The sequence below is a fragment of the Streptomyces sp. H27-H1 genome, from assembly GCF_026627445.1.
Classification (GTDB): domain Bacteria; phylum Actinomycetota; class Actinomycetes; order Streptomycetales; family Streptomycetaceae; genus Streptomyces.
This window is the reverse complement of the sequence record NZ_JAPNLJ010000005.1, coordinates 174,515-198,366: the sequence shown is the minus strand read 5'-3', so window position 1 is coordinate 198,366 and position 23,852 is coordinate 174,515. Positions and strand designations below refer to the sequence as shown.

At 71.0% G+C, this 23,852-nt stretch carries 18 protein-coding genes and 1 pseudogene; 15 read left to right on the top strand and 4 right to left on the bottom strand.

Features of this window, described 5'->3' with window-relative positions:
* Nucleotides 1-121: 121 nt before the first annotated feature.
* Complete coding sequence (locus OTB20_RS07280; protein ID WP_267815759.1) at nucleotides 122-727, bottom strand: 2-oxo-4-hydroxy-4-carboxy-5-ureidoimidazoline decarboxylase; 606 nt, start codon at nucleotides 725-727, stop codon at nucleotides 122-124.
* 386 nt (nucleotides 728-1,113) lie between these two features.
* Here OTB20_RS07280 and OTB20_RS07275 point away from each other — a divergent pair, with 386 nt between their 5' ends.
* Nucleotides 1,114-1,869 (top strand): RNA polymerase sigma factor, encoded by a 756-nt coding sequence (locus OTB20_RS07275; RefSeq protein WP_267815859.1) that lies wholly within the window; start codon nucleotides 1,114-1,116, stop codon nucleotides 1,867-1,869.
* A complete protein-coding gene (locus tag OTB20_RS07270; RefSeq protein WP_267815758.1) occupies nucleotides 1,869-2,885 on the top strand; it encodes a hypothetical protein in 1,017 nt (338 codons plus the stop codon). Before OTB20_RS07275 ends, OTB20_RS07270 begins: the two co-directional genes overlap by 1 nt.
* A gap of 387 nt (nucleotides 2,886-3,272) precedes the next feature.
* Here OTB20_RS07270 and OTB20_RS07265 read toward each other — a convergent pair whose 3' ends face one another.
* The gene (locus OTB20_RS07265; RefSeq protein WP_267815757.1) at nucleotides 3,273-4,163 is read right to left on the bottom strand and encodes a L,D-transpeptidase family protein; all 891 of its coding nucleotides are present in this window, start codon (nucleotides 4,161-4,163) and stop codon (nucleotides 3,273-3,275) included.
* A 171-nt stretch (nucleotides 4,164-4,334) separates the two neighbouring features.
* Between OTB20_RS07265 and OTB20_RS07260 the strand changes: the two genes are divergently transcribed.
* Together OTB20_RS07260 and leuE are read left to right on the top strand one after the other, a co-directional pair.
* Complete coding sequence (locus tag OTB20_RS07260; protein ID WP_267815756.1) at nucleotides 4,335-5,927, top strand: acyl-CoA mutase large subunit family protein; 1,593 nt, start codon at nucleotides 4,335-4,337, stop codon at nucleotides 5,925-5,927.
* A gap of 80 nt (nucleotides 5,928-6,007) precedes the next feature.
* Nucleotides 6,008-6,664: a leucine efflux protein LeuE gene (gene leuE, locus OTB20_RS07255; protein ID WP_267815755.1), complete on the top strand. Its 657-nt coding sequence runs from the start codon at nucleotides 6,008-6,010 to the stop codon at nucleotides 6,662-6,664.
* Between the two features lie 68 nt (nucleotides 6,665-6,732).
* Here the strand turns inward: leuE and OTB20_RS07250 are convergent, their stop codons facing one another.
* Both OTB20_RS07250 and OTB20_RS07245 read right to left on the bottom strand, forming a co-directional pair.
* Nucleotides 6,733-8,094 carry a polysialyltransferase family glycosyltransferase gene (locus OTB20_RS07250; RefSeq protein ID WP_267815754.1) on the bottom strand — a complete coding sequence of 454 codons (1,362 nt, stop codon included), beginning with the start codon at nucleotides 8,092-8,094 and terminating at the stop codon, nucleotides 6,733-6,735.
* Nucleotides 8,091-9,107 (bottom strand): glycosyltransferase family 2 protein, encoded by a 1,017-nt coding sequence (locus OTB20_RS07245; protein WP_267751433.1) that lies wholly within the window; start codon nucleotides 9,105-9,107, stop codon nucleotides 8,091-8,093. Before OTB20_RS07245 ends, OTB20_RS07250 begins: the two co-directional genes overlap by 4 nt.
* A 176-nt stretch (nucleotides 9,108-9,283) precedes the next feature.
* Between OTB20_RS07245 and OTB20_RS07240 the strand changes: the two genes are divergently transcribed.
* From OTB20_RS07240 to OTB20_RS07190, 11 genes and pseudogenes are all read left to right on the top strand, one after another.
* Nucleotides 9,284-10,732, top strand: coding sequence for a DUF6716 putative glycosyltransferase (locus tag OTB20_RS07240; protein ID WP_267815753.1), 1,449 nt, complete (start codon nucleotides 9,284-9,286; stop codon nucleotides 10,730-10,732).
* Nucleotides 10,729-11,175 (top strand): annotated as a pseudogene (locus tag OTB20_RS07235) (cytidylyltransferase domain-containing protein); the annotation flags it as partial. The gene OTB20_RS07240 and the pseudogene OTB20_RS07235, both read left to right, overlap by 4 nt.
* Before the next feature lie 366 nt (nucleotides 11,176-11,541).
* Nucleotides 11,542-12,450, top strand: a complete 909-nt coding sequence (locus OTB20_RS07230; protein WP_267751650.1) for an N-acetylneuraminate synthase family protein — start codon at nucleotides 11,542-11,544, stop codon at nucleotides 12,448-12,450.
* A gap of 155 nt (nucleotides 12,451-12,605) precedes the next feature.
* Nucleotides 12,606-13,760, top strand: a complete 1,155-nt coding sequence (locus OTB20_RS07225; protein WP_267815752.1) for a hypothetical protein — start codon at nucleotides 12,606-12,608, stop codon at nucleotides 13,758-13,760.
* Nucleotides 13,761-13,909: 149 nt separating this feature from the next.
* Nucleotides 13,910-15,223, top strand: coding sequence for an amidohydrolase (locus OTB20_RS07220; protein ID WP_267815858.1), 1,314 nt, complete (start codon nucleotides 13,910-13,912; stop codon nucleotides 15,221-15,223).
* 1,361 nt (nucleotides 15,224-16,584) lie between these two features.
* Nucleotides 16,585-17,640, top strand: a complete 1,056-nt coding sequence (locus OTB20_RS07215; RefSeq protein WP_267815751.1) for a BMP family lipoprotein — start codon at nucleotides 16,585-16,587, stop codon at nucleotides 17,638-17,640.
* Nucleotides 17,641-17,870: 230 nt separating this feature from the next.
* Nucleotides 17,871-19,559, top strand: a complete 1,689-nt coding sequence (locus tag OTB20_RS07210) for an ABC transporter ATP-binding protein (RefSeq protein ID WP_420716349.1) — start codon at nucleotides 17,871-17,873, stop codon at nucleotides 19,557-19,559.
* Entirely contained in the window at nucleotides 19,556-20,671 is a 1,116-nt protein-coding gene (locus OTB20_RS07205; protein WP_267815750.1) for an ABC transporter permease, read from the top strand. Before OTB20_RS07210 ends, OTB20_RS07205 begins: the two co-directional genes overlap by 4 nt.
* The gene (locus OTB20_RS07200) at nucleotides 20,668-21,933 is read left to right on the top strand and encodes an ABC transporter permease (protein WP_267751427.1); all 1,266 of its coding nucleotides are present in this window, start codon (nucleotides 20,668-20,670) and stop codon (nucleotides 21,931-21,933) included. The genes OTB20_RS07205 and OTB20_RS07200 overlap by 4 nt, the downstream gene beginning before the upstream one ends.
* Nucleotides 21,930-22,322: a cytidine deaminase gene (locus OTB20_RS07195; RefSeq protein WP_267815749.1), complete on the top strand. Its 393-nt coding sequence runs from the start codon at nucleotides 21,930-21,932 to the stop codon at nucleotides 22,320-22,322. The genes OTB20_RS07200 and OTB20_RS07195 overlap by 4 nt, the downstream gene beginning before the upstream one ends.
* A gap of 87 nt (nucleotides 22,323-22,409) precedes the next feature.
* Nucleotides 22,410-23,687: a thymidine phosphorylase gene (locus tag OTB20_RS07190; RefSeq protein WP_267751425.1), complete on the top strand. Its 1,278-nt coding sequence runs from the start codon at nucleotides 22,410-22,412 to the stop codon at nucleotides 23,685-23,687.
* Nucleotides 23,688-23,852: the final 165 nt, after the last annotated feature.

The following is a 23,852-nucleotide window of genomic DNA, read 5'->3' as shown; positions in this document are numbered from 1 at the left end:
GCCGGCTTCTTTGTCGGTCGGGCCCGGCCGGGTACGGTCCTCCGGCCCCGGACATCGTAGCGACGCTTTGTCGGTTCCCTTGCGCGGGGGCCGCCGGTGTGATCAAACAGGCACGGACGGACTATCCCACAGGGGCGAATAGCCCGAATTCGGCAGCAGATACCCCATCTGCCGAGGTCAGCCAATGTGTCAGGTCGGACAGCCGGGCCTGCGCGACGCGGCGGAGCTCGTCCGCGGAGATCGCCCGCTCCTCGTCCACGTCGAGCTCCATCCGCCGCCGGATCGCGGCCAGCAGCTGGTCCGCCTGCTCCTCCGGAGGGTGCCCGTCGAGGCAGATCACGAAGGCGTGGCGATAGGTCCGCTCGTACTCCGCGTGGGCCGCGTCGAGCGCGAGGAGCGCGGCGTACGAGGCCCCGCGCTCCAGCTCCGGCGGGAACTCGCAGGCCAGGGCCTCGGAGAGGTCTGCTTGAGAGAGGTCGTACGAGGCTTCGTCCGCAGCGGCGAGTAGCGCGCCGAAGTCGGGGTACGGGCGGTGCGCGGCCACCCGGTGGGCCCAGCGCCGGCTGCCGCAGCAGTGCAACAGGGCGGAGTGGGCGGATTCGGGGGACAGGGTGTTGAACCGCGCGAGCCCTGAGCCGTGGAATGGGTCGGAGCCTCCGCGGGCCTGTGCCGGAAGGTGGCTGGACAGCGGGGGGCTCCTCGTGGCGTGGCGCGGGTGTCCCGCCACGCTATCGACGAGGGGCCGGGTGTGTCGTATTCATTCCGGGATTTCACCCGGAAGTGAGCCGAAAGGATGACGGGGGTGCGCGTGGGACCTGGTGCCGGGCCGCCGGGAGCACTCACGGAAGGCCGGGGGATGATGGCCCCGGAGGGGGCTGGAGAAGGGGAGGGCGACCGAGGCCGCCACCCCCCACAGGAGAGGCCCCGGCCGCCATCCGTCGCGGACTCGTGCGACAAGCCCGCACCCCTGTCAGCGTCGTCGGTGCGTTTTGTGTCACACCTCGCTCCGCGCAGGGATGGTTGCTCGTTGTACAACTCGTGGACGAAGGTGCTTGAAAGCCGTAACGTGCTGATTTGCGCCACACACACGGGACTGTGAACGGGTTGGGGATTTTGCTGGGGGACGACGCGGAGCTGACCACCGCGGTGCTCGCGGCACAAGACGGCGACGAGCTCGCGTTCCGTTCTGTGTACCGCTCCGTGCACCCGCGCCTGCTCGGGTACGTCCGCACGCTCGTCGGGGACGGCGAGGCGGAGGACGTCACTTCCGAAGCCTGGCTGCAGATCGCCCGCGACCTCGACTCCTTCACCGGCGACGCCGACCGCTTCCGCGGCTGGGCCGCCCGCATCGCACGCAACCGCGCCCTCGACCACATCCGCATGCGCGGGCGTCGGCCCGCCGTCGGCGGGGACGAGACCGAGCTGACGGGCCACGCCGCCGAGTCCGACACCGCCGGCGAGGCCATCGAGTCCCTCTCCACCTCCCGCACGATGGAACTCATAGCCCAGCTCCCGCAGGACCAGGCCGAGGCCGTCGTCCTGAGGGTGGTCGTCGGCCTGGACGCCAAGAGCGCGGCCGAGACCCTGGGCAAGCGCCCCGGCGCGGTACGCACCGCCGCGCACCGGGGCCTGAAGAAACTGGCCGAGCTGCTCGACGCGGACGACGGCTTCGAGCCCGGCTCCGACCCCGATGCCGGTATCGGCTCCGGTCGGGTGCGCGGCCTGGGCGATAATGACGGGAGTCGCGCACGGGGCGCCGGGGGCGGGCGGGACCTGGACGCCGTACCGGCGCAGCGAGCCAGGGGCGGAGGCCTCGTAGAACAAACCGGTGTGACGCATTCACGTTGGCGGACGCAGAAGGACATGTGATGGCCGACGAGCGCGACAGGTGGCTGAACAGAGCCGCGGCGGACAGGATGCTGCGCGGAGAACCGGCCGCACCTGACGCCGGGCACCTCGCCGGAGTCCGGGCCGAGCGGCTGCGCGCCGCCCTCGACGTACTGGCCGAGCCGCCGCCCGCGGACCCCGGCGCTCTGCCCGGGGAACTGCGCGGAGAGGCCGCCGCCGTGGCCGCGTTCCGCGCGGCGCGCGGCTCCGTACTCCAGGGGGAACTCCAGGCGCAGGCTTCGGACGCCGAGTTGTTCGGGTCCCGGGACACCGTGGTCGAGCTCGTCCCGCCGCCCGGCACGGGCGCGTCCCGCTCCCGGCGGGCCCGGCCGGTCCGCTTCGCCCTCGCGGCCGCGGTGGCCGGCGTCGCCGTGGGCGGCCTGGCGGCCGCCGCGGGCGCCGGACTGCTGGACCAGGACACCCGGGACTCCGCCGGCCAGGTGCCGGCCGTCTCGGTGACGGCCGGATCCTCCTCCGAGGCGCTCCAGGACGACGCGTACGCGAAGCCCTTCTCGTCGCCTCGCACCACCGTGCCGCCCGGCGGCAAGGGGTCGAGCGGCAGCCCGAGCCCGGGCAACACCCCCGGTGCGGACGGACGTACGACGACCGGCCCCGGCGACGGGCCCAGCGGCGGCGCCGGCACGGAACCCTCCGTGAGCGGCACCACCGGAGGCAGGGACGGCAGGGACCGTTCCCTCCAGGGCGGCTCCGACGGGGAGACGGCCGGAACCTCCGACGGGGACCGCGAGGGCCGCACCGGCGCGGTGCAGCTGTGCCGGGACTACCGGGCGGGGCGGCTCGACGAGGAACGCCGGGAGAAGCTCGTACGCCTGGCCAAGGGACTGCTGCGGGTCCCGCGCTACTGCCAGGTGGTGCTCGACGTGGCCACCGGCGGAGGACCGAGCGGCGACGCGCCGGGCTCCCCGTCGCGCTCGCTGGACCTGGCCCCGGCCAAGACGGCCCCACCGCTGCTCCCCGGCGCGGGCGAGCGCCGCTGAGAGAGGCCCCCGCCCGAGGGCGGGAACGGGTACCGGAAACGGGTGCCGGAGCGGGCACGGGACCGGTTATCGGACACTGGCCTGAAATGGCTCGCACCGCGCAGTAACACTTTTGGAACCGGTGGCGCAGTACGTAATGAGCCGACTGGTCATCGGCTGCGCATGAGCCGGGGTTCCCCCCGTACCCCTGGGCTCTGCGCAACTGGCGCGGGCGGGATTCGTTCCCCCGATCCCGCCCGCGCCCTCAACTTCCGGCCCCACACCGCCCGGCAGCAGGCATCCGGCCTTCGATGGCCGGCCGCTGACGTCCGGTGTCCGGCGCCCGGTGTCCGACCGCGAATGTCCGGCCTTCGATGGCCGGCCGCCGATGTCCGGCCGACTGCGGGCTCACCAGTAGACGACGACCTTGTCGCCGACCCGGACCGCGTCGAACAGCGTCGCCAGCTTGGCCTTGTCCCGGACGTTCACACACCCGTGCGAGGCACCGGCGTAGCCGCGGGCGGCGAAGTCCGCCGAGAAGTGCACGGCCTGGCCCCGGCTGAAGAACATCGAGTACGGCATCGGCGTGTGGTAGAGCGTCGAGGTCCAGGTGCGCTCCTTGCGGTCCACCTTGAACTCACCCTCGCGGGTCGGGGTGTTCTCCGAGCCGAAGCGCACGTCCAGCGTGGAGACGACCTTCCCGTCGATCATCCAGGCGAGGGTGCGGCTCTCCTTGCTGATGCACATCACCCGGCCCGTCATACAGCGAGCGTCGGGAGCGTCGGGCTCGTTGACGGTCGGCGGGCGCAGCTCGTCGGCGGTCGGCCTCTTGGTGAGGTTCTGGATCCTCTTCCAGGTGGCTTCGTCCACGCCGCCGGTGGCGGACAGGCCGTTCTTCGTCTGGAAGGACCTGACCGCCGCGGTCGTCTTCGAGCCGTAGAAACCGGTCGGAGCGACCGACATCAGCTTGAGCTGACGCAGCCGGGCCTGCAGTTCGCGGACCAGCTCGCTGTCGTCGCCGTTCGCCATGACCTGCTTCACGGTCGGCGAGGGCGAGGGCGAGGCGGAGGCCGAAGGCGACGGCGCCGCGGAACTGGACGCGGAGGCGGACGGCGAGGCATCGCCGGGCTTGCCGTCCGAGGAGGGTGAGGTCTCGGGGGAGGCGACCGCCGTGGGCGACGCGGGTGCGGAGGAACTGGAGCCCGTCGACTCCGTCCCCTGCGGCCCACAGGCGGTCGCGGCAAGTGCGACGGCGGTGGCCAGGCCCAGTGCGCGGACTATTGCTTTCTGGCGGTGCATTGCGGTCCCCCGATTTCTACGTGTGTATCTAGGTGATGCGACGTGGGCGTGGACAGTTGCAGGGAGTGCCGTGATGTTGCGCCATTGTGACCAGCGGCCGTCGCGCGGCCGCCGCGGGGACGTTTTATCAGCCCCGGACCGGCCCCGCGGACCCACGAAGGAGCGCGTCACATGGAGCGTCACAACGAGAGCGGGATCCCGGTCGCGCCCGTCTACCGCCCGGAGGACCTCGCGGGCTGGGACCCCGGGACCGAACTGGGGGAGCCCGGGGAGTACCCGTACACCCGGGGCGTCTACCCGACGATGTACACGGGACGGCCCGGACGGCCCTGGACCATGCGCCAGTACGCCGGCTTCGGCACTGCCGCCGAGTCCAATGCCCGCTACCGCCGGCTCATCCAGGGCGGCGCCACCGGGCTGTCCGTGGCCTTCGACCTGCCCACCCAGATGGGGCACGACTCCGACGCCCCGCTCGCGCACGGCGAGGTCGGCAAGGTGGGCGTGGCGATCGACTCGGTCGAGGACATGCGGGTGCTGTTCGACGGGATCCCGCTCGACCGGGTGTCCACGTCCATGACGATCAACGCGCCGGCCGCGCTGCTGCTCCTGCTCTACCAACTGGTCGCGGAGGAACGGGGGATCGAGGCCGTCCGGCTGACCGGCACGATCCAGAACGACGTGCTGAAGGAGTACGTCGCACGGGGGACCTACATCTTCCCGCCGGGCCCCTCCCTGAGGTTGACGGCCGATACCTTCCGCTACTGCCGGGCGGAGATCCCCAAGTGGAACACCATCTCCGTCTCCGGCTACCACATGGCCGAGGCCGGGGCCTCGCCCGCGCAGGAGATCGCCTTCACGCTGGCCGACGCGATCGCCTACGTACGGACCGCGCTGGCCGCCGGGATGGAGGTCGACGCGTTCGCGCCGAGGCTGTCGTTCTTCTTCGTCGCCCGCACCACCCTCCTGGAGGAGGTGGCGAAGTTCCGCGCGGCCCGGCGGATCTGGGCCCGCGTCATGCGCGAGGAGTTCGGGGCCCGGGACCCCAGGTCGATGATGCTGCGCTTCCACACCCAGACCGCCGGAGTGCAGCTGACGGCGCAGCAGCCGGAACTCAACCTGGTACGCGTCGCCGTGCAGGGCCTGGCCGCCGTGCTGGGCGGCACCCAGTCGCTGCACACCAACTCCTTCGACGAGGCGCTCGCGCTGCCCACCGAGAAGTCGGCCCGCCTCGCGCTCGGGACCCAGCAGGTGCTGGCGTACGAGACGGACGCGGCGCACACCGTCGACCCCTTCGCCGGGTCCTACGCGGTGGAGCGGATGACGGACGAGGTGGAGGCGGCGGCGCTCGCCCTGATGGCCCGGGTCGAGGCGATGGGCGGGGCGGTGGCCGCTATCGAGGCGGGCTTCCAGAAGGGGGAGATCGAGCGCAACGCCTACCGGATCGCCCGGGAGACCGAGAGCGGCGAGCGGGTGGTGGTCGGGGTCAACCGCTTCGCGCTGGACGAGGAGGATCCCTACGACCCGCTCAGGGTGGACCCGGCGATCGAGGACCGGCAGCGGGCGGCGCTGGCCGCGCTGCGCGCCGGGCGCGACGGGGCGGCCGTGGACGAGGCGCTGGCGGCGGTCAGGGAGGCGGCGGCGGGCACGGAGAACATGCTCTATCCGATGCGGGAGGCGCTACGGGCCAGGGCCACCGTAGGAGAGGTGTGCGGGGTGCTGCGGGAGGTGTGGGGGACGTACGTCCCGGCTGATTCGGGCTGGTGACCAGGCGGGTGACCAGGGCGGATTCCATTCTGTGAAATCGAGTGGCGCGACAGGTGCGTACTCATGGGACACTCCTGCACATGCTGGGTGTCACAGATCTTCCGACGTATCTCGCCGGCCTGGTGCTGATCATTTTGCTGCCGGGTCCGAACTCGCTCTACGTGCTGTCCGTCGCCGCGCGCGGCGGGGTGCGCACGGGGTACAGGGCGGCCTTCGGCGTGTTCTCCGGCGACGCCCTGCTCATGACCCTGGCCGCGGTCGGCGCCGGGGCCCTGCTGCAGACCAGCCCGATGCTGTTCGGCATCGTCAAACTGCTCGGCGCCGGGTACCTGACCTGGCTCGCCATCGGCATGCTGCGCGGAGCGTGGACCATATGGCGCGCCCGCCGCGAGCGCGCCGGGGCCGACGCCCCGGCGGCCCCCGCGGCTCAGGCCGTGGACACGGAGCGGCCCTACCGGCGCGCGCTGCTGATCAGCGTGTTCAACCCGAAGGCCATCCTCTTCCTGATGTCGTTCTTCGTGCAGTTCGTGGACCCGTCCTACGCCTACCCGGCGCTGTCCTTCCTGCTGCTGGGCGGCCTGCTGCAGATCGGCAGCTTCCTCTACCTGACCACGCTGATCTTCGGCGGGAACCGCCTGGCGGCCGCCTTCCGGAGCCGCAAGCGGCTCGCCGCCGGAGCCAGCTCGGCGGCGGGCGTGCTGTTCCTGGGCTTCGCGGCGAAGCTCGCGGTCAGCTGACCGGACCGCTTCCCCGTACGGCCGTCGGGACCGTGGCGCGGACCGTCGGCCGGCGGAGCGCCGGTCGGCTAGCGGACCGCCCTGCGCAACAGCCGGGCCACGCGGCGCGCCGCGCGGCTGCGGGGCAGGAAGGACAACTGCGCCGGGATGCCGCCCGGCAGGCCCAGGCCGGTGAGCCGGCGGCGGGTGAAGTAGCGCCAGGTGTCCGGGGTCAGGTTCGCGCTCAGCCAGCGCTCGGCCTCCGGGCGCCGCCGCGCCAGGATCTTGGGCTGCATGGTGAAGCCCACCGCCGTGAGCAGCCCCTGCAGTTCGGCCGCGACGCGGTCGGGCCCCGGCGGTGTCCAGGAGCGTACGGCCGCCGGGTCCGCGAGGTCGGGCAGCAGGACGTCGGCCAGCACGAGCGGGATCCGGTTGCTGTTCGGGTACGGGGACAGCCGCGCCAGCACGGCCCCCGTGCCGGTCCGGGCGACCGGGAGCCCGTACAGGGTGGCGGCGGTCAGCAGTCCCGTGGAGAAGCAGCCGACGACCAGGGCCGGGCGCAGCCGCGCGTAGAGGGTCTCGGCGAGCACCGGGGTGCTCAGCACGGTGAGCCGGACGCCGAGCCGCCCGGCCTCTTCCTCCGCCCGGCGGGAGTAGGCCGCGGGGGCGCTGGGGTGCGGTTTGAACACCAGCTCGCGGTGGCCCAGCGCGTGCGCGCCCCGGACCATCTCCGCGTGCAGTTCCTCCTCCTCGGCGGCCGGCACGAGGTCGAGCGCGGACAGGTACTGGCCCAGCAGGAGCGCGGGGGGCTCGGCGGACGCCGCCGGTGTTCCCGTCGGAGCCTCCGCCGCCGCCTCCACCGCCGCCTCGAGCTCGCCGATGACCTTGAGGAAGGCAGCGGCGGGAATCGCCTCGGCCCGTACGCCGAACTCGGTCAGCAGCAGCGGCTCCAGGCCCGGTACGAGGTCCAGGTGCAGCATCCGCCGTATGCGCATCCCGATCCCGGGGTCGATGCGGGAGCGGGTGGGGCCGTAGCTCATCAGCCCGTCGGCGTAGACCTCCACGGCCGCGCCGGGGAAGAGCCGGCACAGGCTCGGGGCGGGCGGCACCTGCAGGGATTCCACGATCAGCTCGACGCGATCGGTGCCGAGGTCCCAGGAGGCGCGCAACTGGCGTTCCCACAGGGGGACGTCGTCGGCGCGTGGGCTCCAGCTGCCGGGGTGCTGCGGGGCGATGAACGCGTTCCAGTCGAGGACCGTGTCGAAGCGGGAGCGCAGGGCGCCGAAGCCGGGCGCGCTGGTGAAACCGGGGGTGATCTCGGCGGTGACGGAGTGGTTGCTGGTCAGCAGGATCCGGCGGCCGGCGGGAGGGAAGAGGCCCGCGTCGAGGGCGGCGGCGAGGGTGGCCGTGCCGTAGAGGGTGGAGGCCTGGAAGATCTGGGTCACGCTCACGCCGTCACCCCGGCGGGGGCCGAGGGGGCGTCGAGGGCCGCGGGGGAGGATCCGGCCGTGGCGCGCCGTCGCAGCCGGCGGAGCAGGGCCGCGCGGTCGGCGTCCATCGTGTCCAGAGTCTGGTCCAGGACCTGCCGGGGCATTCTGCCGAGTGCGGCCGCGCTCATCGAGCGGAGTTTTCTGGCCACGGGTGGTTGGAACCTTTCGATGGACCCGATGTGGTGAGCGATAATTGCGCAGTATGTTCGGACGGCCTTCGGGAGAAGGAGATCGGATTCCCGGTCGGCGGCTGTCTCGAGAAGAACCTGATCGAATGCCCGAATGAAATCGAGCTGACGATCGTCCCCGATTTGCGTCAGCGAGGTGGAAACCCCACGTCGGTAGAAGATTCCAGGCAGGCCCACCGGCGCGAAGGACTCCGCCTCCCGGTGCAGTCGCCAGATCCACGGCCGGTCCTCCGCCGTCCGCAGACCGTCCGTGAAGTGCAGCAGCCCGCGGTCCAGCAGCCGCCGGTGGTACATCCCCGCCCAGGCGTACGGGTAGTCGACCGAGGTCGCGCGGTCTGCGGGCAGGATGCCGGTGCGCGGATCGGCCACCACCGACTCCGGCCCGTAGGGGACGCGCTGCACACTGCGCGTCCTGCCCGTGCACTGGACATGGTCGGTCCGGACGAAGTCGCAGTTCAGCGCCTCGATGGCGGCCAGGGTACGGGCGAGATGGCCCGGCGCCAGCCAGTCGTCCCCGTCCAGGAAGGCGATGTACTCGCCGCGGGCCGCGTCCAGACCGGTGTTCCGGGCCGTCGCCAGCCCGCCGTTGCGCTCGTGTCTGAGGTGCACGGCGCCGGGCAGCTCGCGGGCCGCCCGTTCCAGGAGCGCGGGCGTCCCGTCCGTCGAGCGGTCGTCGACGAGCAGGAACTCGAAATCGTCCCGAGCGTTGAGTTCCAGGCTTTTCAGGGCATCCGGCGCATACGTCTGCACGTTGAAGAACGGCACGACAACAGAGAGCTTGAGCACCTGCGAGACATTAGGGCGCCGTTCGGCATTCACTGTGGCCCGGACGCGGATTCCATGTGAACGACGAACGGCGGGGGCGTTAACCCGGACGCTTTCGCATTTCGTCGACGGGTTGTTAACCCGCTGTTGTGCGCTCGTTGGGCCGATCACCGGAAAGCCGGAATAGCTTCTGCCGGGTGCCAGCAAGCAACCGCACGGCCCATCGGGCCGCCCTCCGCGTGGCCGTACTCGCCGATTCCGACACCCGCTGGAAATGGGGAGCGCTCACCGCGCGCCGCCTCGTCCCGGAGCCGGACTCCCTTCACCTGACCGGATACCTGCTCCGCGGCCGGGCCACGCCCACCGCCCGCCAGCTCGGCGAGGTCGGGGTCCGGGCGGACCGGCTCACCGAGGTGACCTGCGCGGGGTTCCTCTCCGAACTGTCCGCGCCGGGAAGGCAGTCGTACGACGTGGTCGTCCTCGCCCTGGTCGGCGGCGCCGTGCAGGCGGTCCTGCACGGCGCGCGGGCCCTGTGGCCGGAGCCGGGTGCGCGGCCGGTGTTCGTCACCGGGTACGTCGGAGTCGTCTACGAGAGACTCGCCGACGGTCTGCTGCTGCGGCACGGGGCCGATCTCGTCCTCGCCAACTCCCGCCACGACGCGGGGCGGTTCCGCTCGGTGTACGAGGGTGTCGGCGCGGCCGCCGGGGCCGTCGTGGAGACCGCCCTCCCCTTCCTCGACGGAAAGCCGTACGAGCCCGTCGGCGCCACCGCCCACCGGGTGGTCTTCGCGGTCCAGCCGTCCGTGCCGGACACCCGCGCGGACCGCGCGTACCTGCTCGGGCGCGCGGCGCAACACGCCAGGCTGCACCCGGAGCGCGAGGTGCTGGTCAAACTCCGCAGCCGGCCCGGGGAGCACACCACACACCTGGAGGAGCTCCCGTACCAGCGCCTCGCGGAGCGGCTGCCGGGCGGCCTCCCCTCCAACTGCCGTCTGGGGTACGGGAACATGGGCGAGGTCCTGGACAGCACGGACCTGCTGGTCACCGTCTCCTCCACGGCGGCCCTGGAATCCCTCCACCGGGGCATCCCGACCGCCGTCCTGACCGACCTCGGCGTCCGCGAGAGCCTCGGCAACCACCACTTCCTGGGCTCCGGCTGCCTGGCCTCCTGGACCCAGCTGGACGCGGGCCTGCTCCCGAAGGGGGATCCGGACTGGCTGGCGGCCCAAGGCGTGGGCACCGGCTCGGGCACAGGCGTGAGCACCGGTTCGGGCACCGACGCGGCTACCGGCGCGGCCACCGGTGTGGGCGCCCCGGCGGCGGCCACACCGGCCGCGACCGCCGCCGGGCGGGACCCCTACGCCGCCGCGCGGGCTCGCCTCGCGGAGCTGCTGGCCCGGGCCCGCCTCCCGGCCGTGGCGCCCTACTACACGCAGGACACCGCGCCGGGATACCTGCCCGGAATCCTGGCCAGGCACCATCTCGGCCCGGACGGACGCCCGTTGCCCGGCGCCGTCCGCACCGGCGCCGGGAAGTCGCGCCTGCGCCGCCGGCTCCGGGCCCACCTGCGCGAAGCGGCCCGGGGCGCCTACCGCCACGGCGTCCAGCGCGTCGCACCGGTGATCCGCCGCCTGGGGGAGCTGTGAGCCCCCGCCCGGCCGGAGCCGGTAGGAACGCCTCCGCCGCCGGAGCCGGCGGCGAGGCCCGCGCCGTGCCCAGGGTGCTCGCCGTGATTCCCGCCCGCGGGGGGTCCAAGGGGGTGCCCGGGAAGAACCTGGCCGACGTCGGTGGGATGCCCCTCGTGGTGCGGGCCGTCCGGGCCTGCCTGGGGGCCGGGACCGTCACCGACGTCCTGGTGTCCACCGATTCCGAGGCCATCGGCGCCGCCGCCCGCGGGGCCGGGGCCGAGGTGCTGCGCCGGCCCGCCGGGATCTCCGGGGACACCGCCACCAGCGAGGCCGCCCTGCTGCACGCGCTCGACGCCTTCGAGGAGATGCACTGCGACACCGTCGACGTGGTCCTCCTCGTCCAGTGCACCAGCCCCTTCGTCACCGCCTGCGACGTGGAGTCCGTCGCCGCCGCCGTCGCGTCCGGCGACGCCGACTCCGCGCTCACCGCGGCCCCCTTCCACGGATTCCTCTGGCGGGCGGCCCCCGACGGCTCCGGGACCGGCGTCAACCACGACACCGCGCACCGCCCCCGCCGCCAGGACCGCCCCCAGGACCTGCTGGAGACCGGAGCCGCCTACGCCATGAACGCGGCCGGCTTCCGGACCGCCCGCCACCGCTTCTTCGGGCGGACCGTCCCGGTCGCCACCGACCCCGCCCGGGTCCTGGAGATCGACGACCCCCACGACCTGGCCCGCGCCCGCGCCCTCGTACCCGTACTCACCCCCGTGCCCGCTCCCGTGCCCGCATCCGCGCGTACACCCCACGCTCCTAAGGACAGCCCTGCCATGACGGTCAACCCCGCCTCCCGCCTCCGTGCCTTCGGCTCCCGCACCGCCGGCCCCGGCCGGCCCGTCTACGTCGTCGGCGAGATCGGCATCAACCACAACGGCGAGCTCGGCAACGCCCTCGCCCTCATCGACGCCGCCGCCGAGGCCGGCTGCGACGCCGTGAAGTTCCAGAAGCGCACCCCCGAGATCTGCACCCCCCGCGACCAGTGGGACATCGAGCGCGACACCCCCTGGGGCCGGATGACCTACATCGACTACCGCCACCGCGTGGAGTTCGGCGAGAGCGAGTACCGGGCCATCGACGAGCACTGCGCCAAGCGCGGCATCGACTGGTTCGCCTCCCCCTGGGACACCGAGGCCGTCGCCTTCCTGGAGAAGTTCGACGTCCCCGCCCACAAGGTCGCCTCCGCCTCACTGACCGACGACGAGCTGCTGCGCGCCCTGCGCGCCACCGGCCGCACCGTGGTCCTCTCCACCGGCATGTCCACCCCGAAGCAGATCCGGCACGCGGTGGAGGTCCTCGGCAGCGAGAACATCCTGCTCTGCCACGCCACCTCCACCTACCCCGCCAAGGCCGAGGAGCTCAACCTGCGGGTCATCAACACCCTGCGGGAGGAGTACCCGAACGTCCCCATCGGCTACTCCGGCCACGAGACGGGCCTGCAGACCACCCTGGCCGCCGTGGCCCTCGGCGCCACCTTCGTGGAACGCCACATCACCCTCGACCGCGCGATGTGGGGTTCCGACCAGGCCGCTTCCGTCGAGCCGGGCGGCCTGACCCGCCTGGTCCGCGACATCCGCACCATCGAGACCGCCCTGGGTGACGGCGTCAAGCGGGTCTACGCCTCCGAGCTCGGCCCCATGAAGAAGCTCCGCCGCGTCCAGGGGGAGCTCGCCACGGTGTGACCGGCCCGCCGCGGACGCGGGTGTGCGGCTCCGCGCGGCAAGTCCCCCACCTCCCTTCCACCGTTCCCCGGGCGCTGCCCGGACCCGTCCCGGGGCTGCGCCCCGGGCCCCGCGCCCAGAACCCCGGCGGGGCCGAATCCGACGAGGAGTACGTGGTGACCCCCTCAGACCCCGACCGCACCCTGGCTTTCGTGGAGAGCCCGGTCCAGCTCCTCAACGTCCTGGAGTGGGCCCACGCCCAAGGCGGCGGCCGGCTCCTCGGAGCCGTCCCCGGCCAGCCGGCCCGCGGCGGAGGCTCCGACGCCCGGCCCACCGGCCCGGCGGCCGGGCCGGGCCTGCGGATCGTCGTACTCCCGCCCACCGACCCGATGTCCAGGGGCCAGCTCCGCCGGATGGCCGGGCTGGCCCGGGACGAGGGGCACGAGGTGCGGTGGAAGGAGGCGCGCGGCGGCCGGTTCGCGCCGTTCAAGGCGCTCGCAGCCCTCGCGCGGGAGGTGCGGGCGGCCGAGCGGGTGGTGGTGGGGGACCCGTTCTCCCGCTACGTGCAGCTCCTGCTCACCCTGGTCCGGGCCGAGGAGCTCGTCGTGGTCGACGACGGCACCGCCACCATGGAGTTCGTCGCCCAGACCGCCCGCGGCGAGCGCCTCGTGCGCTGGCACCGGGTCGGCGGCGGGGGCCTCCCGGGCCGGCTTCGGGAGCTGGCGTACGCACCGGTCTCGGCGACGGCCCGCAGGCGGTTCACCCCCGGCCCGGCCGGCCGCCGCCGCGTCGAGGTGTTCAGCTCGATGCCGGTCACCGCCCACGGCGCGATGACCGTACGGCTCAACGACTTCGCGTGGACCCGGGCCCGCTTCGGCCCGCCGCGCCTGACCAAGGGCACCGACCTGGTCGGGACCTCGCTGGTGGAGACCGGCGTGGTCGACCCGGGCCGCTACCTGCAAGCCGTCCGCGCCCTGACCCTGGAACACGGCGCCACCCGCTACTTCGCCCACCGCCGGGAATCCCCGGAGAAGCTGCGCACCCTGAGCGAGGCGACCGGGCTGGAGATCGTACGTCCGGACCTGCCGTTGGAGCTGATCGCCCGGCGGGGTCCGGTCGGCCGGACGATCGTCAGCTTTCCGTCCACGGTCGTCCACACACTGCCCTACGCCCTGATCGGCACCGGGGTGACCGTGGCGGTATGCGATGTCGATCCGAGCTGGCTCACCCCCGCGGCCTCGGAGCGGGCCCGGGGATTCCTCGCCGGGGTCACCGCCGCGGCCCGCGATGTCCACAGACTTCCTGCTCAGGCGGCTCCGACGGCCGGATGAACGCTTGAGTGGGCCTGCGAGTTTACCCGCGCCGTCATCCGGTCATGCGTCCAGAGGCCGGGTTTCTTTCCCCTAACGGCATGAACTTTTTGTGATCTCCAGCCAGTTGACCCATGGGTGGGCCTACCCTTCAACGGGTGAACCAGTTGATGTCCCGCGAGTCCCAGCCCGCCCAGCCCGCCGCGCCCGACCGGCCCGAGCTGCCCGGCAAGCTTCCGGACCACCTGCGTGCCGAACTGATCGCCTTCCGCCGGGACTTGCACATGCATCCCGAGCTGGGACACCACGAGTTCCGCACCACGGCGGCGATCAAGGCCCGGCTGGAAAAAGCGGGCCTGCGGCCGAAGGTGCTGGAGTCGGGCACCGGGCTCATCTGTGACGTGGGCACGTGGGACGAAGGGGCGCGTAGCTCCGTTGAGGGTGGTGGTGGGCGACGGGAGGGCGGCGTACGCCCGATGCTGGCACTGCGCGCGGACATCGACGCCCTGCCCATCCCGGACGCCAAGACGCACGTCTCGTACCGCTCGACCGTCCCGGACCGCGCCCACGCCTGCGGCCACGACGTGCACACCGCCGTGGTGCTCGGCGCCGGCCTCGTCCTGGCCGAGCTCGACCGCCGGGGCGCGCTGCCCCGGCCGGTACGGCTGATCTTCCAGCCCGCCGAGGAGGTGCTGCCCGGCGGCGCCACCGAGGCCATCGACTCCGGGGTGCTGGACGGCGTGGGCAAGATCATCGCGGTGCATTGCGACCCGCGCGTCGACGCGGGCCGGATCGGCCTGCGCAGCGGGCCCATCACCTCGGCCTGCGACCGCCTCGAGGTCACCCTCGAAGGTCCCGGCGGGCACACCGCCCGCCCGCATCTGACCACCGACCTGGTGACGGCCGCCGCCCGGCTCGCCCTCGACCTGCCGGCCGTGCTGGCCAAGCGGATGGACGCCCGCTCGGGCATGTCCATCACCTGGGGCCGGATCGAGGCCGGGCACGCCTGCAACGTCATCCCGATGCACGCGGAATTGTCCGGAACCGTTCGCTGCCTGGACCTGAACTCCTGGCACGAGGCCCCCGACCAGATCCACGCGGTCATCGACGAGATCGCCTCGATGCACCGCGCCAAGCACGAGATCACCTACGTGCGCGGAGTGCCCCCGGTCGTCAACGATCCGGCGGTCACCGAGCTGCTGCGCGAGGCGATGAGCGCCCGGCGCGGAGCCGACTCGGTCGAGGACACCGATCAGAGCCTCGGCGGCGAGGACTTCTCCTGGTACCTGGAGCACGTCCCCGGAGCCATGGCGCGCCTGGGTGTCCGTACGCCCGGAGACACGGCGAAGAGGGATCTGCACCGGGGCGACTTCGACGTGGACGAGGCCGCGATCGCGGTCGGCGTGGAGTTCTTCACGGCCGCCGCGCTGCTCGACGGCCTCCCCCTCGAAGGACGCCACGCCAGGGTCTCGGACGGCCACTGACCTTGAGGGGCCGGGCAGGGACACGTCCCAGGCCGGCCCCTCCAACCGTGAGAATCAGTCGCCTATGCCGATTTTCCACCGCTGGTAGCCGAGCTTGTAGATGCCCACGTTCGGGCTGTCGGGGCACGAAGCCGCCGATGTCTGACCGTTTTCCCTGGCAGGTCCCCTGACTACTGCCTGCGAACCCCGGCTGTCAATACACGTGACCTTGACCTGGAAACGCTCGAGGATCGGGATCATGCCGGTGCATTTCGCGTAGCCGGTCCGGCCTGACGACCACGTTGTGCAGCTAAAGCTGGCGGTTCCGCTAGTTGCGGCTGATGCCGCGGGAGCAGAAATTAGAGAAGTCGCGGCCATCGCTATCCCGATGAATCCCGCCATCTTTACCCTATACATTCTCTTCCTCCATGGTTCGTTCCGGTGGGGTCGGCTAGCGCTTTCACGCGTTTTCTTCGGTACCTACAGTCAAAACGCCGACGTTCGGGTCCGTTGCGCAGATCGCACTGGATGTGTTGTTGGTTTTCTTCCAGGGGCCGTAGACGGTGAAGATTTGGCCGCGGTAGGTGACGCATGTGAGCTTCACGCGGAACTTGTCCCCCCAGGGCAGTCCGCTGCAGTACGCCGACCCGCCCCAAGGTGCGCGGTTGGTCTTCGTTAGGTTGCAGCTCGAGTTCACGCCAGAGGGTCCTGGCGTCGGACCGGCTGCGACGGCTGGTGTCGCAACAGTCAGTGAAATCGCGGCAATGACGACAGAGCTCAGCTGGGCAACAATTCTATTCTTCATTCTTTCTTCTACCCCCCAGGTAATCCGAACGATTGAGCCGACGTGCGAGGATATTCTGGTGTGAATAGGAACCTACGCCAAATGGCAGGCCTCTGCGCTGAATTCGTCGACCTTTTGGTTACTCCATCTGATCATGATGCTACGAGGCGTCGTCAATTGAAATTTCCCAAGTGTGACGTGAGTCATGCTCCAAAGGTGTGGAATTAGCCAGACCTTCAGTGAATCTGCGACGTGCTGGCTCGAATTGAATGCTCCATGGGCTGATTTCCGGATTGCTGAAATCCGCATACGTTCACGGTGTGCGAGAGATGCGAGAATTTCCTGATGTTCAAACGTGGGTGTCCGGGTTGCCGCCAGTGTTGCGGTCGCCTCTCAGGTCGCGTGGCTGAGGGCGCCTTCGCGCGCGCCGTACGCAGCGTGTTCCATCCAACGCGTTCTGTAGCCATCCGGCAGAGTGTGCGCGTCGATCCGGTAACGACTCATGAACAGGCCTTTAACTGACATCTACGCGCGTTACGATCGCCGCAAAACCAGCGCCGACCGTGGCGCTTCGGTCAGGTTTTGAAGGAGCCTCCCCTTGCGCCGGATCATCAGGATCGCCACAGTGGGCTTCGCGGCCTCCGCGCTGGCCCTCTCGGCCACCGCCTGTGGCGGTAAGAAGTCCTCGGACTCGTCTTCGCCGTCCTCTTCTGCGGAGAAGTCCGCCGCCATTGCGTACGACGTCGGCGGCCGCGGCGACCAGTCCTTCAATGACGCCGCCTATGACGGTCTCGCGAGGGCCGAGAAGGACCTGCAGATCAAGGGCGCCCAGGCGGAGCCCACCGACGGCGAGGGTGAGGCCGACAAGGTCCAGCGCCTCACCGAGCTGGCCCGCAAGGGCAACAACCCGGTCATCGGCGTCGGCTTCGCCTACGCGCCGGCCATCAAGAAGGTCGCTGAGAAGTACCCGAACACCACGTTCGGCATCATCGACGACACTTCGGTGACCGGGAAGAATGTAGCCAACCTCGTCTTCAATGAGGAGCAGGGCTCCTACCTGGCGGGCGTCGCCGCCGCCAAGGCGTCCAAGACCGGCACGGTCGGCTTCATCGGCGGTGTCGAGGTTCCGCTGATCAAGAAGTTCGAGGCGGGCTTTGTTCAGGGCGTCAAGGCCACGAACCCGAACGCCAAGGTGCTGACTCAGTACCTGACCCAGCCTCCCAACACGGATGGCTTCACGAAGCCCGACCTGGGCAAGGCCGCGGCCGAGGGCCAGCTCGACAAGGGCGCCGACGTGATCTACTCGGCCGCCGGTCTGGCCGGCTCCGGTGCCATCGAGGCCGCCGCCGCCAAGGGCAAGTGGGCCATCGGCGTGGACTCGGACCAGTACAACCAGGCCGGTCTGTCGAAGTACAAGGACTTCATCCTGACCTCGGTCACCAAGGACGTCTCCGACTCGGTCTACAACCTGATCAAGTCGGTCAAGGACGGCAAGCCCGAGTCCGGCGAGGTCCGCTACGGCCTGGACAAGGACGGCGTCGGCCTGGCCGACTCCAACCCGAAGTACAAGGCGATGGCTGACGTCGTCGCCGCGGTGGAGAAGGCCAAGGCCGACATCATCGCCAAGAAGATCGAGGTCAAGACCGCGCCGTAAGGCACCGTCTGACCTGCTGTAAGCGTGGTCCCCGGGGTCCGGGTAGCGGTCTCCATCGCTCCCGGGCCCCGGCCCGTATCACGTGGTTTCATGTGATCTTGTGGCCGGTTGGCCGCAAGTTTTCACTTTCGACAGTGCTACGCGCGTAGAAGCATCGTGGACGCGATACTTTCTCTCCCCGCCCTGTCCCTCCCTGCCTTCAGCTCCTTCCGCGCCAAGGAGAGTGCGTCATCAACGCGTCCAGCCCGCCCCCCGCCGTAGAACTGCACGGCATCACCAAGCGCTTCCCCGGCGTCGTCGCCAACAAGGACATCGCGATCACCGTCCGCAAGGGCACGGTCCATGCCCTCGTCGGTGAGAACGGCGCCGGCAAGTCGACGCTGATGAAGATCCTCTACGGCATGCAGAAGCCGGACGAGGGCACCATCGCCATCGACGGGGAACAGGTCTCCTTCAGCAGCCCCGGCGATGCCATCGCCCGCGGCATCGGCATGGTGCACCAGCACTTCATGCTCGCCGACAACCTCACCGTCCTGGAGAACGTGGTCCTCGGCGGCGAGAAGCTCTACGGCATCGGCGCGAAGGCCCGTAAGAAGATCAAGGAGATCTCGGACGCGTACGGCCTCGGCGTACGTCCCGACGCCCTGGTCGAGGACCTCGGTGTCGCCGACCGCCAGCGCGTGGAGATCCTCAAGGTCCTCTACCGCGGTGCGAAGATCCTCATCCTCGACGAGCCGACCGCCGTGCTCGTGCCGCAGGAAGTGGACGCGCTCTTCGACAACCTGCGAGAGCTCAAGTCCGAGGGCCTGACCGTCATCTTCATCTCGCACAAACTGGGCGAGGTCCTGAAGGTCGCGGACGACATCACCGTCATCCGGCGCGGCACCACGGTCGGCACCGCCGACCCCCGCACCACCACGACCAAGCAGCTCGCCGAGCTGATGGTCGGCTCCGAGCTGCCCTCCCCGGAGACCCGCGAGTCCACGGTGACCACCACTGCGATGCTCCAGGTCGAGCGCCTGACCATCGCCGAGGGGGGCGCGCCCGTCGCCACCGAGGACACCGCCCGCACGCCGGGCCTGCCGGACGCCAACCTGCGCGAGAGCGCGGTCGCCGGGCGCCTGCTGCTCGACGGGATCACCTTCACGATCCACAAGGGCGAGATCCTCGGCATCGCGGGCGTCGAGGGCAACGGCCAGACCGAGCTCATCGAGGCCCTCATGGGCATGATGACCCCCGACGCGGGCGTCATCACCCTCGACGGCAAGGACATCACCAAGTCTTCGGTGCGGGGGCGCCGCGAGGGCGGCATCGGCTACATCCCCGAGGACCGCCACCGCCACGGCCTGCTGCTGGAGTCCTCCCTCTGGGAGAACCGCATCCTCGGCCACGTCACCGAGGCCCCCAACTCCAAGCGCGGCATCCTCGACCCGAAGGCCGCCCGCAAGGACACCGAGCGGATCGTGCGCGAGTACGACGTCCGCACGCCCGGCATCGAGGTCACCGCGGCCTCGCTCTCCGGCGGCAACCAGCAGAAGCTGATCGTCGGCCGCGAGATGAGCCACAACCCGAAGTTCCTCATCGCCGCCCACCCCACCCGCGGTGTGGACGTAGGCGCGCAGGCGCAGATCTGGGACGCGATCCGCGAGGCCCGCCGCGAAGGCCTGGCGGTCCTGCTGATCTCCGCCGACCTGGACGAGCTCATCGGCCTGTCCGACACCCTGCGCGTGATCTACCGCGGCCGCCTGGTCGCGGACGCCGACCCCGCGACCGTGACCCCCGAGGAACTCGGCACCGCCATGACGGGCGCCGCCTCGGGTCACCTCGAAGCACCCGTCGACGAGACCGAAGCCACCGACAACCGCTCCGACGCCGGCACGGACGCCCGTACCGACTCCCCGGAGGACGAGGCCCGATGAAGAAACTCGACAAGGACCGGCTGCTCCTCGGCTTCGCCGGGCCCGCGCTCGCGCTGGTCACCGCCTTCGTGCTGACCATGGCCGTACTGGCGGCGACGGGTGTGGACCCGATCGAACCGCTGCGGCTCATGGTGGAGAACGCGGGCTACGAGGACGTCCAGGTCCTCATCGTCAACCAGGCCGGTACGTACTACCTGGCCGCCCTGGCCGTGGCCGTCGGCTTCCGGATGAACCTCTTCAACATCGGCGTCGACGGCCAGTACCGCCTCGCGGCGATGCTGTCGGCGGTCGTGGGCGCCGCGGTCTCGCTGCCCGGCCCGCTGCACATCCTGCTGATCGTGCTCGTCGCCATGCTGGTCGGCGCCTCCTGGGCCGGCATCGCCGGCATCCTGAAGGCCAAGCGCGGAGTCAGCGAGGTCGTCTCCACGATCATGCTGAACGCGATCGCCACCAGCCTGATCGCCTGGCTGATCCTGCCGAAGAACCTCGGCGTCCAGCCCGAGGGCTCGAACGACCTGACCACCGGCGAGATCGCCAAGTCCGGCTGGTTCCCGGCCGTCTCCCTCGGTGACGGCCTGGAGATCTACGGCTTCACCTTCCTCGCCTTCGCGCTGGGCATCGTCTACTGGTTCGTGCTGGGCCGCACCCGCTTCGGCTTCGACCTGCGCGCCACCGGCGCCAGCGAATCCGCCGCGCAGGCCTCCGGCGTGGACGCCAAGAAGATGATCATCACCTCGATGCTCATCTCCGGCGCCGTCGCCGGCCTCGCCGGCATGCCGGTGCTGCTGGGCGAGAGCCACACGTACAGCCTGTCCTTCCCGGTCGGTGTCGGCTTCACCGGCATCACCATCGCGCTGCTCGGCCGCAACCATCCGGTCGGGATCTTCTTCGCCGCGTTCCTGATGGCCTTCATCGACAAGGCCTCGGCCTCGCTCGACACGGCCGGGTACGCGAAGGAGATCGGCACGATCATGAAGGGCCTGATCGTGATCGCGGTGGTCGTCTCCTACGAGCTCGTCCGCCGCTACGGGATCCGACGCCAGCAGCAGAAGGTCGGCGAGGAACTCGCCGCCGGCGGCGCCATCAAGACCGACAAGGAGGTCGCGGCGTGAGCACCAGCACCGTTTCCGCGACGAGCGCCGCCCCCAAGAAGCAGGGCGGCCGCAAGAAGCTCACCCTGCCCTGGATCATGCTGATCATCGCGGGCGGCCTCGCGCTGGTCTCGCTGGTCCGCGTGATCAGCGGCGCCGACGACCTGACCTCCATCGGCCAGGTCTCCGGAGCACTCTCCCTCGCCGTCCCGATCGGCCTCGCCGGACTCGGCGGCCTGTGGGCCGAGCGCGCGGGCGTGGTCAACATCGGCCTCGAAGGCATGATGATCCTCGGCACCTGGTTCGGTGCATGGGCCGGCTACCAGTGGGGCCCGTGGACCGGCGTCATCGCCGGCCTGATCGGCGGCGCCATCGGCGGCCTGCTGCACGCGATCATCACGGTCACCTTCAACGTGAACCACATCGTCTCCGGTGTGGCCATCAACATCCTGGCCCTGGGCTTCACCCAGTACCTGTCGAACTTCACGTTCGCCGAGGCGCCCGGCGGCTCCTCCAAGCAGTCCCCGCGCGTCGAGCCGATCTACGAGATCACCGTGCCAGGGCTGTCGGACTGGATGGCCACCCTCCAGGGCAAGCACTGGTTCTTCGTCTCCGACGTCGCGGGCGTCGTCGGCGGCCTGGTCACCGGCCTGTCGCTGCTGACCGTCGTCGCGCTGCTGCTGATCCCCGGCACCTGGTGGGTGCTGTGGCGCACCACCTTCGGCCTGCGGCTGCGCTCCTGCGGCGAGAACCCCATCGCCGCCGAATCGCTCGGCGTCAACGTCTACAAGTACAAGTACATCGCCGTGATCGTCTCGGGCGCTCTGGCGGGCCTGGGCGGCGCGTTCCTGTCGATCGTGGCCAGCCCGATCTACCAGGAGGGCCAGACCGGCGGCCGCGGCTACATCGGCCTCGCCGCGATGATCTTCGGCAACTGGATGCCGGGCGGCATGGCACTGGGCGCCGGCCTGTTCGGCTTCACCGACAGCCTCAAGCTGCGCGGCGGCGCCGAGAACGTCCACGCGATGCTGCTGCTCATCGCGATCCTGCTCGTCCTGGTCGTGGCCTGGCAGCTCTACAAGAAGCGCTACGTCCCGGCCGGCATCTCGGCGGTCTTCGCCGTGCTGCTGTTCCTCTGGTACGGGTTCACCGACGCGGTGCCCAGCCAGTTCGTGGACGCCGCCCCGTACCTGACCACGCTGCTGGTGCTCGCGCTGTCCGCGCAGCGCCTGCGCATGCCCAAGGCGGACGGCATGCCGTACCGCAAGGGTCAGGGCAAGTGACGGCCGCCCCCGACTGGGACGCCCTGCGCGACGCCGCTCGGGAGGCCATGTCCCGGGCGTACGCCCCGTACTCGGGCTTCCCCGTCGGCGTCGCGGCGCTGGTCGACGACGGCCGCACCATCGTCGGCTGCAACGTCGAGAACGCCAGCTACGGCCTCGGCCTGTGCGCCGAATGCGGCCTGGTCTCCTCCCTCCAGGCCACGGGCGGCGGCCGCCTGACGCACTTCACGTGCGTGGACGGCAAGGGCGAGATCCTCGTCCCGTGCGGGCGCTGCCGCCAGCTGCTGTTCGAGTTCGGCGGCCCCGGACTCCAGGTGGAGACACCGGAAGGCGTCCTGCCGCTCTCCGCGATGCTGCCGCAGGCCTTCGGGCCGGACCACCTGAGATAGCCGTGACAACGGCCCTCCGCCCTGCCGGGCGGGGGGCCGTCGTCAACCCCTCTCCTCTTCTCTATGCGCGTAGAAGGAAGCACTTCCATGGACGTCATCTCCGTCATCCGCACCAAGCGCGACCGCGGTGAACTGAGCCCCGAGCAGATCGACTGGGTCATCGACGCGTACACGCGCGGCGTGGTCGCCGACGAGCAGATGTCGGCGCTGGCGATGGCCATCCTGCTCAACGGCATGAACCGGACCGAGATCGCCCGCTGGACCGCCGCGATGATCGCGAGCGGCGAGCGGATGAACTTCGACTCCCTCTCCCGCCCGACCGCGGACAAGCACTCCACCGGCGGAGTCGGCGACAAGATCACCCTGCCGCTGGCCCCGCTCGTCGCCGCCTGCGGCGCGGCCGTACCGCAGCTCTCGGGCCGCGGCCTCGGCCACACCGGCGGCACCCTGGACAAGCTGGAGTCCATCCCCGGCTGGCGCGCCCTGCTCTCCAACGAGGAGATGCTGCACGTACTGGACACCACCGGCGCCGTCATCTGCGCGGCCGGCGACGGCCTGGCCCCGGCCGACAAGAAGCTCTACGCGCTGCGCGACGTGACGGGCACCGTCGAGGCGATCCCGCTGATCGCCTCCTCGATCATGTCCAAGAAGATCGCCGAGGGCACCGGCTCGCTCGTCCTGGACGTGAAGGTCGGCACCGGCGCCTTCATGAAGAACATCGAGGACGCGCGCGAGCTGGCACGCACCATGGTGGGCCTGGGCACCGACTCGGGAGTCAAGACCGTCGCCCTGCTCACCGACATGTCCACCCCGCTCGGCCTCACCGCCGGCAACGCCCTGGAGATCCGCGAGTCGGTCGAGGTCCTGGCAGGCGGCGGCCCCTCGGACGTCGTCGAACTGACCCTGGCCCTGGCCCGGGAGATGCTGGACGCGGCGGGCATCAAGGACGCCGACCCGGCGAAGGCCCTGGCCGACGGCTCCGCGATGGACGTGTGGCGCCGGATGATCGCGGCGCAGGGCGGCGACCCCGACGCGGCGCTGCCGGTCGCGCGCGAGCAGCACGTGGTCACCGCCTCCGCCTCGGGCGTCCTGACGCGTCTGGACGCGTACGGGGTGGGCGTGGGCGCCTGGCGCCTGGGCGCCGGCCGCGCGCGCAAGGAGGACCCGGTCCAGGCGGGCGCGGGCATCGAGCTGCACGCGAAGCCGGGCGACACGGTGGTCGCGGGCCAGCCGCTGATGACCCTGCACACGGACACCCCGGAGAAGTTCGACTACGCCCTGGCGGCACTGGACGGCATCGCCGACATCGCCCCGGCGGGCACGCCCTTCTCCGCCACGCCGATCGTGCTGGACCGCATCGCCTGACCTGCGGCTTCCCTTTCGGGCGAACGGGACCGGTGGACGCCCACCGGTCCCGTTCTGCACGCTGGGACCGGTGACGAACGATTGAGGAGCACACCCATGAGCGCACTCACCGTCCGACACGAACCACAGAGCGACGACGGCTGGGGAGCAGACCGTCCGTCTCTG

Bases quoted from the DNA above. Each gene is read 5' to 3' on its own strand.
- OTB20_RS07270 (WP_267815758.1), top strand. From the start codon at position 1,869: ATGGCCGACGAGCGCGACAGGTGGCTGAACAGAGCCGCGGCGGACAGG.
- OTB20_RS07265 (WP_267815757.1), bottom strand. From the start codon at position 4,163: ATGCACCGCCAGAAAGCAATAGTCCGCGCACTGGGCCTGGCCACCGCC.
- OTB20_RS07260 (WP_267815756.1), top strand. From the start codon at position 4,335: ATGGAGCGTCACAACGAGAGCGGGATCCCGGTCGCGCCCGTCTACCGC.
- leuE (WP_267815755.1), top strand. From the start codon at position 6,008: ATGCTGGGTGTCACAGATCTTCCGACGTATCTCGCCGGCCTGGTGCTG.
- OTB20_RS07230 (WP_267751650.1), top strand. From the start codon at position 11,542: ATGACGGTCAACCCCGCCTCCCGCCTCCGTGCCTTCGGCTCCCGCACC.
- OTB20_RS07220 (WP_267815858.1), top strand. From the start codon at position 13,910: ATGTCCCGCGAGTCCCAGCCCGCCCAGCCCGCCGCGCCCGACCGGCCC.
- OTB20_RS07205 (WP_267815750.1), top strand. From the start codon at position 19,556: ATGAAGAAACTCGACAAGGACCGGCTGCTCCTCGGCTTCGCCGGGCCC.
- OTB20_RS07190 (WP_267751425.1), top strand. From the start codon at position 22,410: ATGGACGTCATCTCCGTCATCCGCACCAAGCGCGACCGCGGTGAACTG.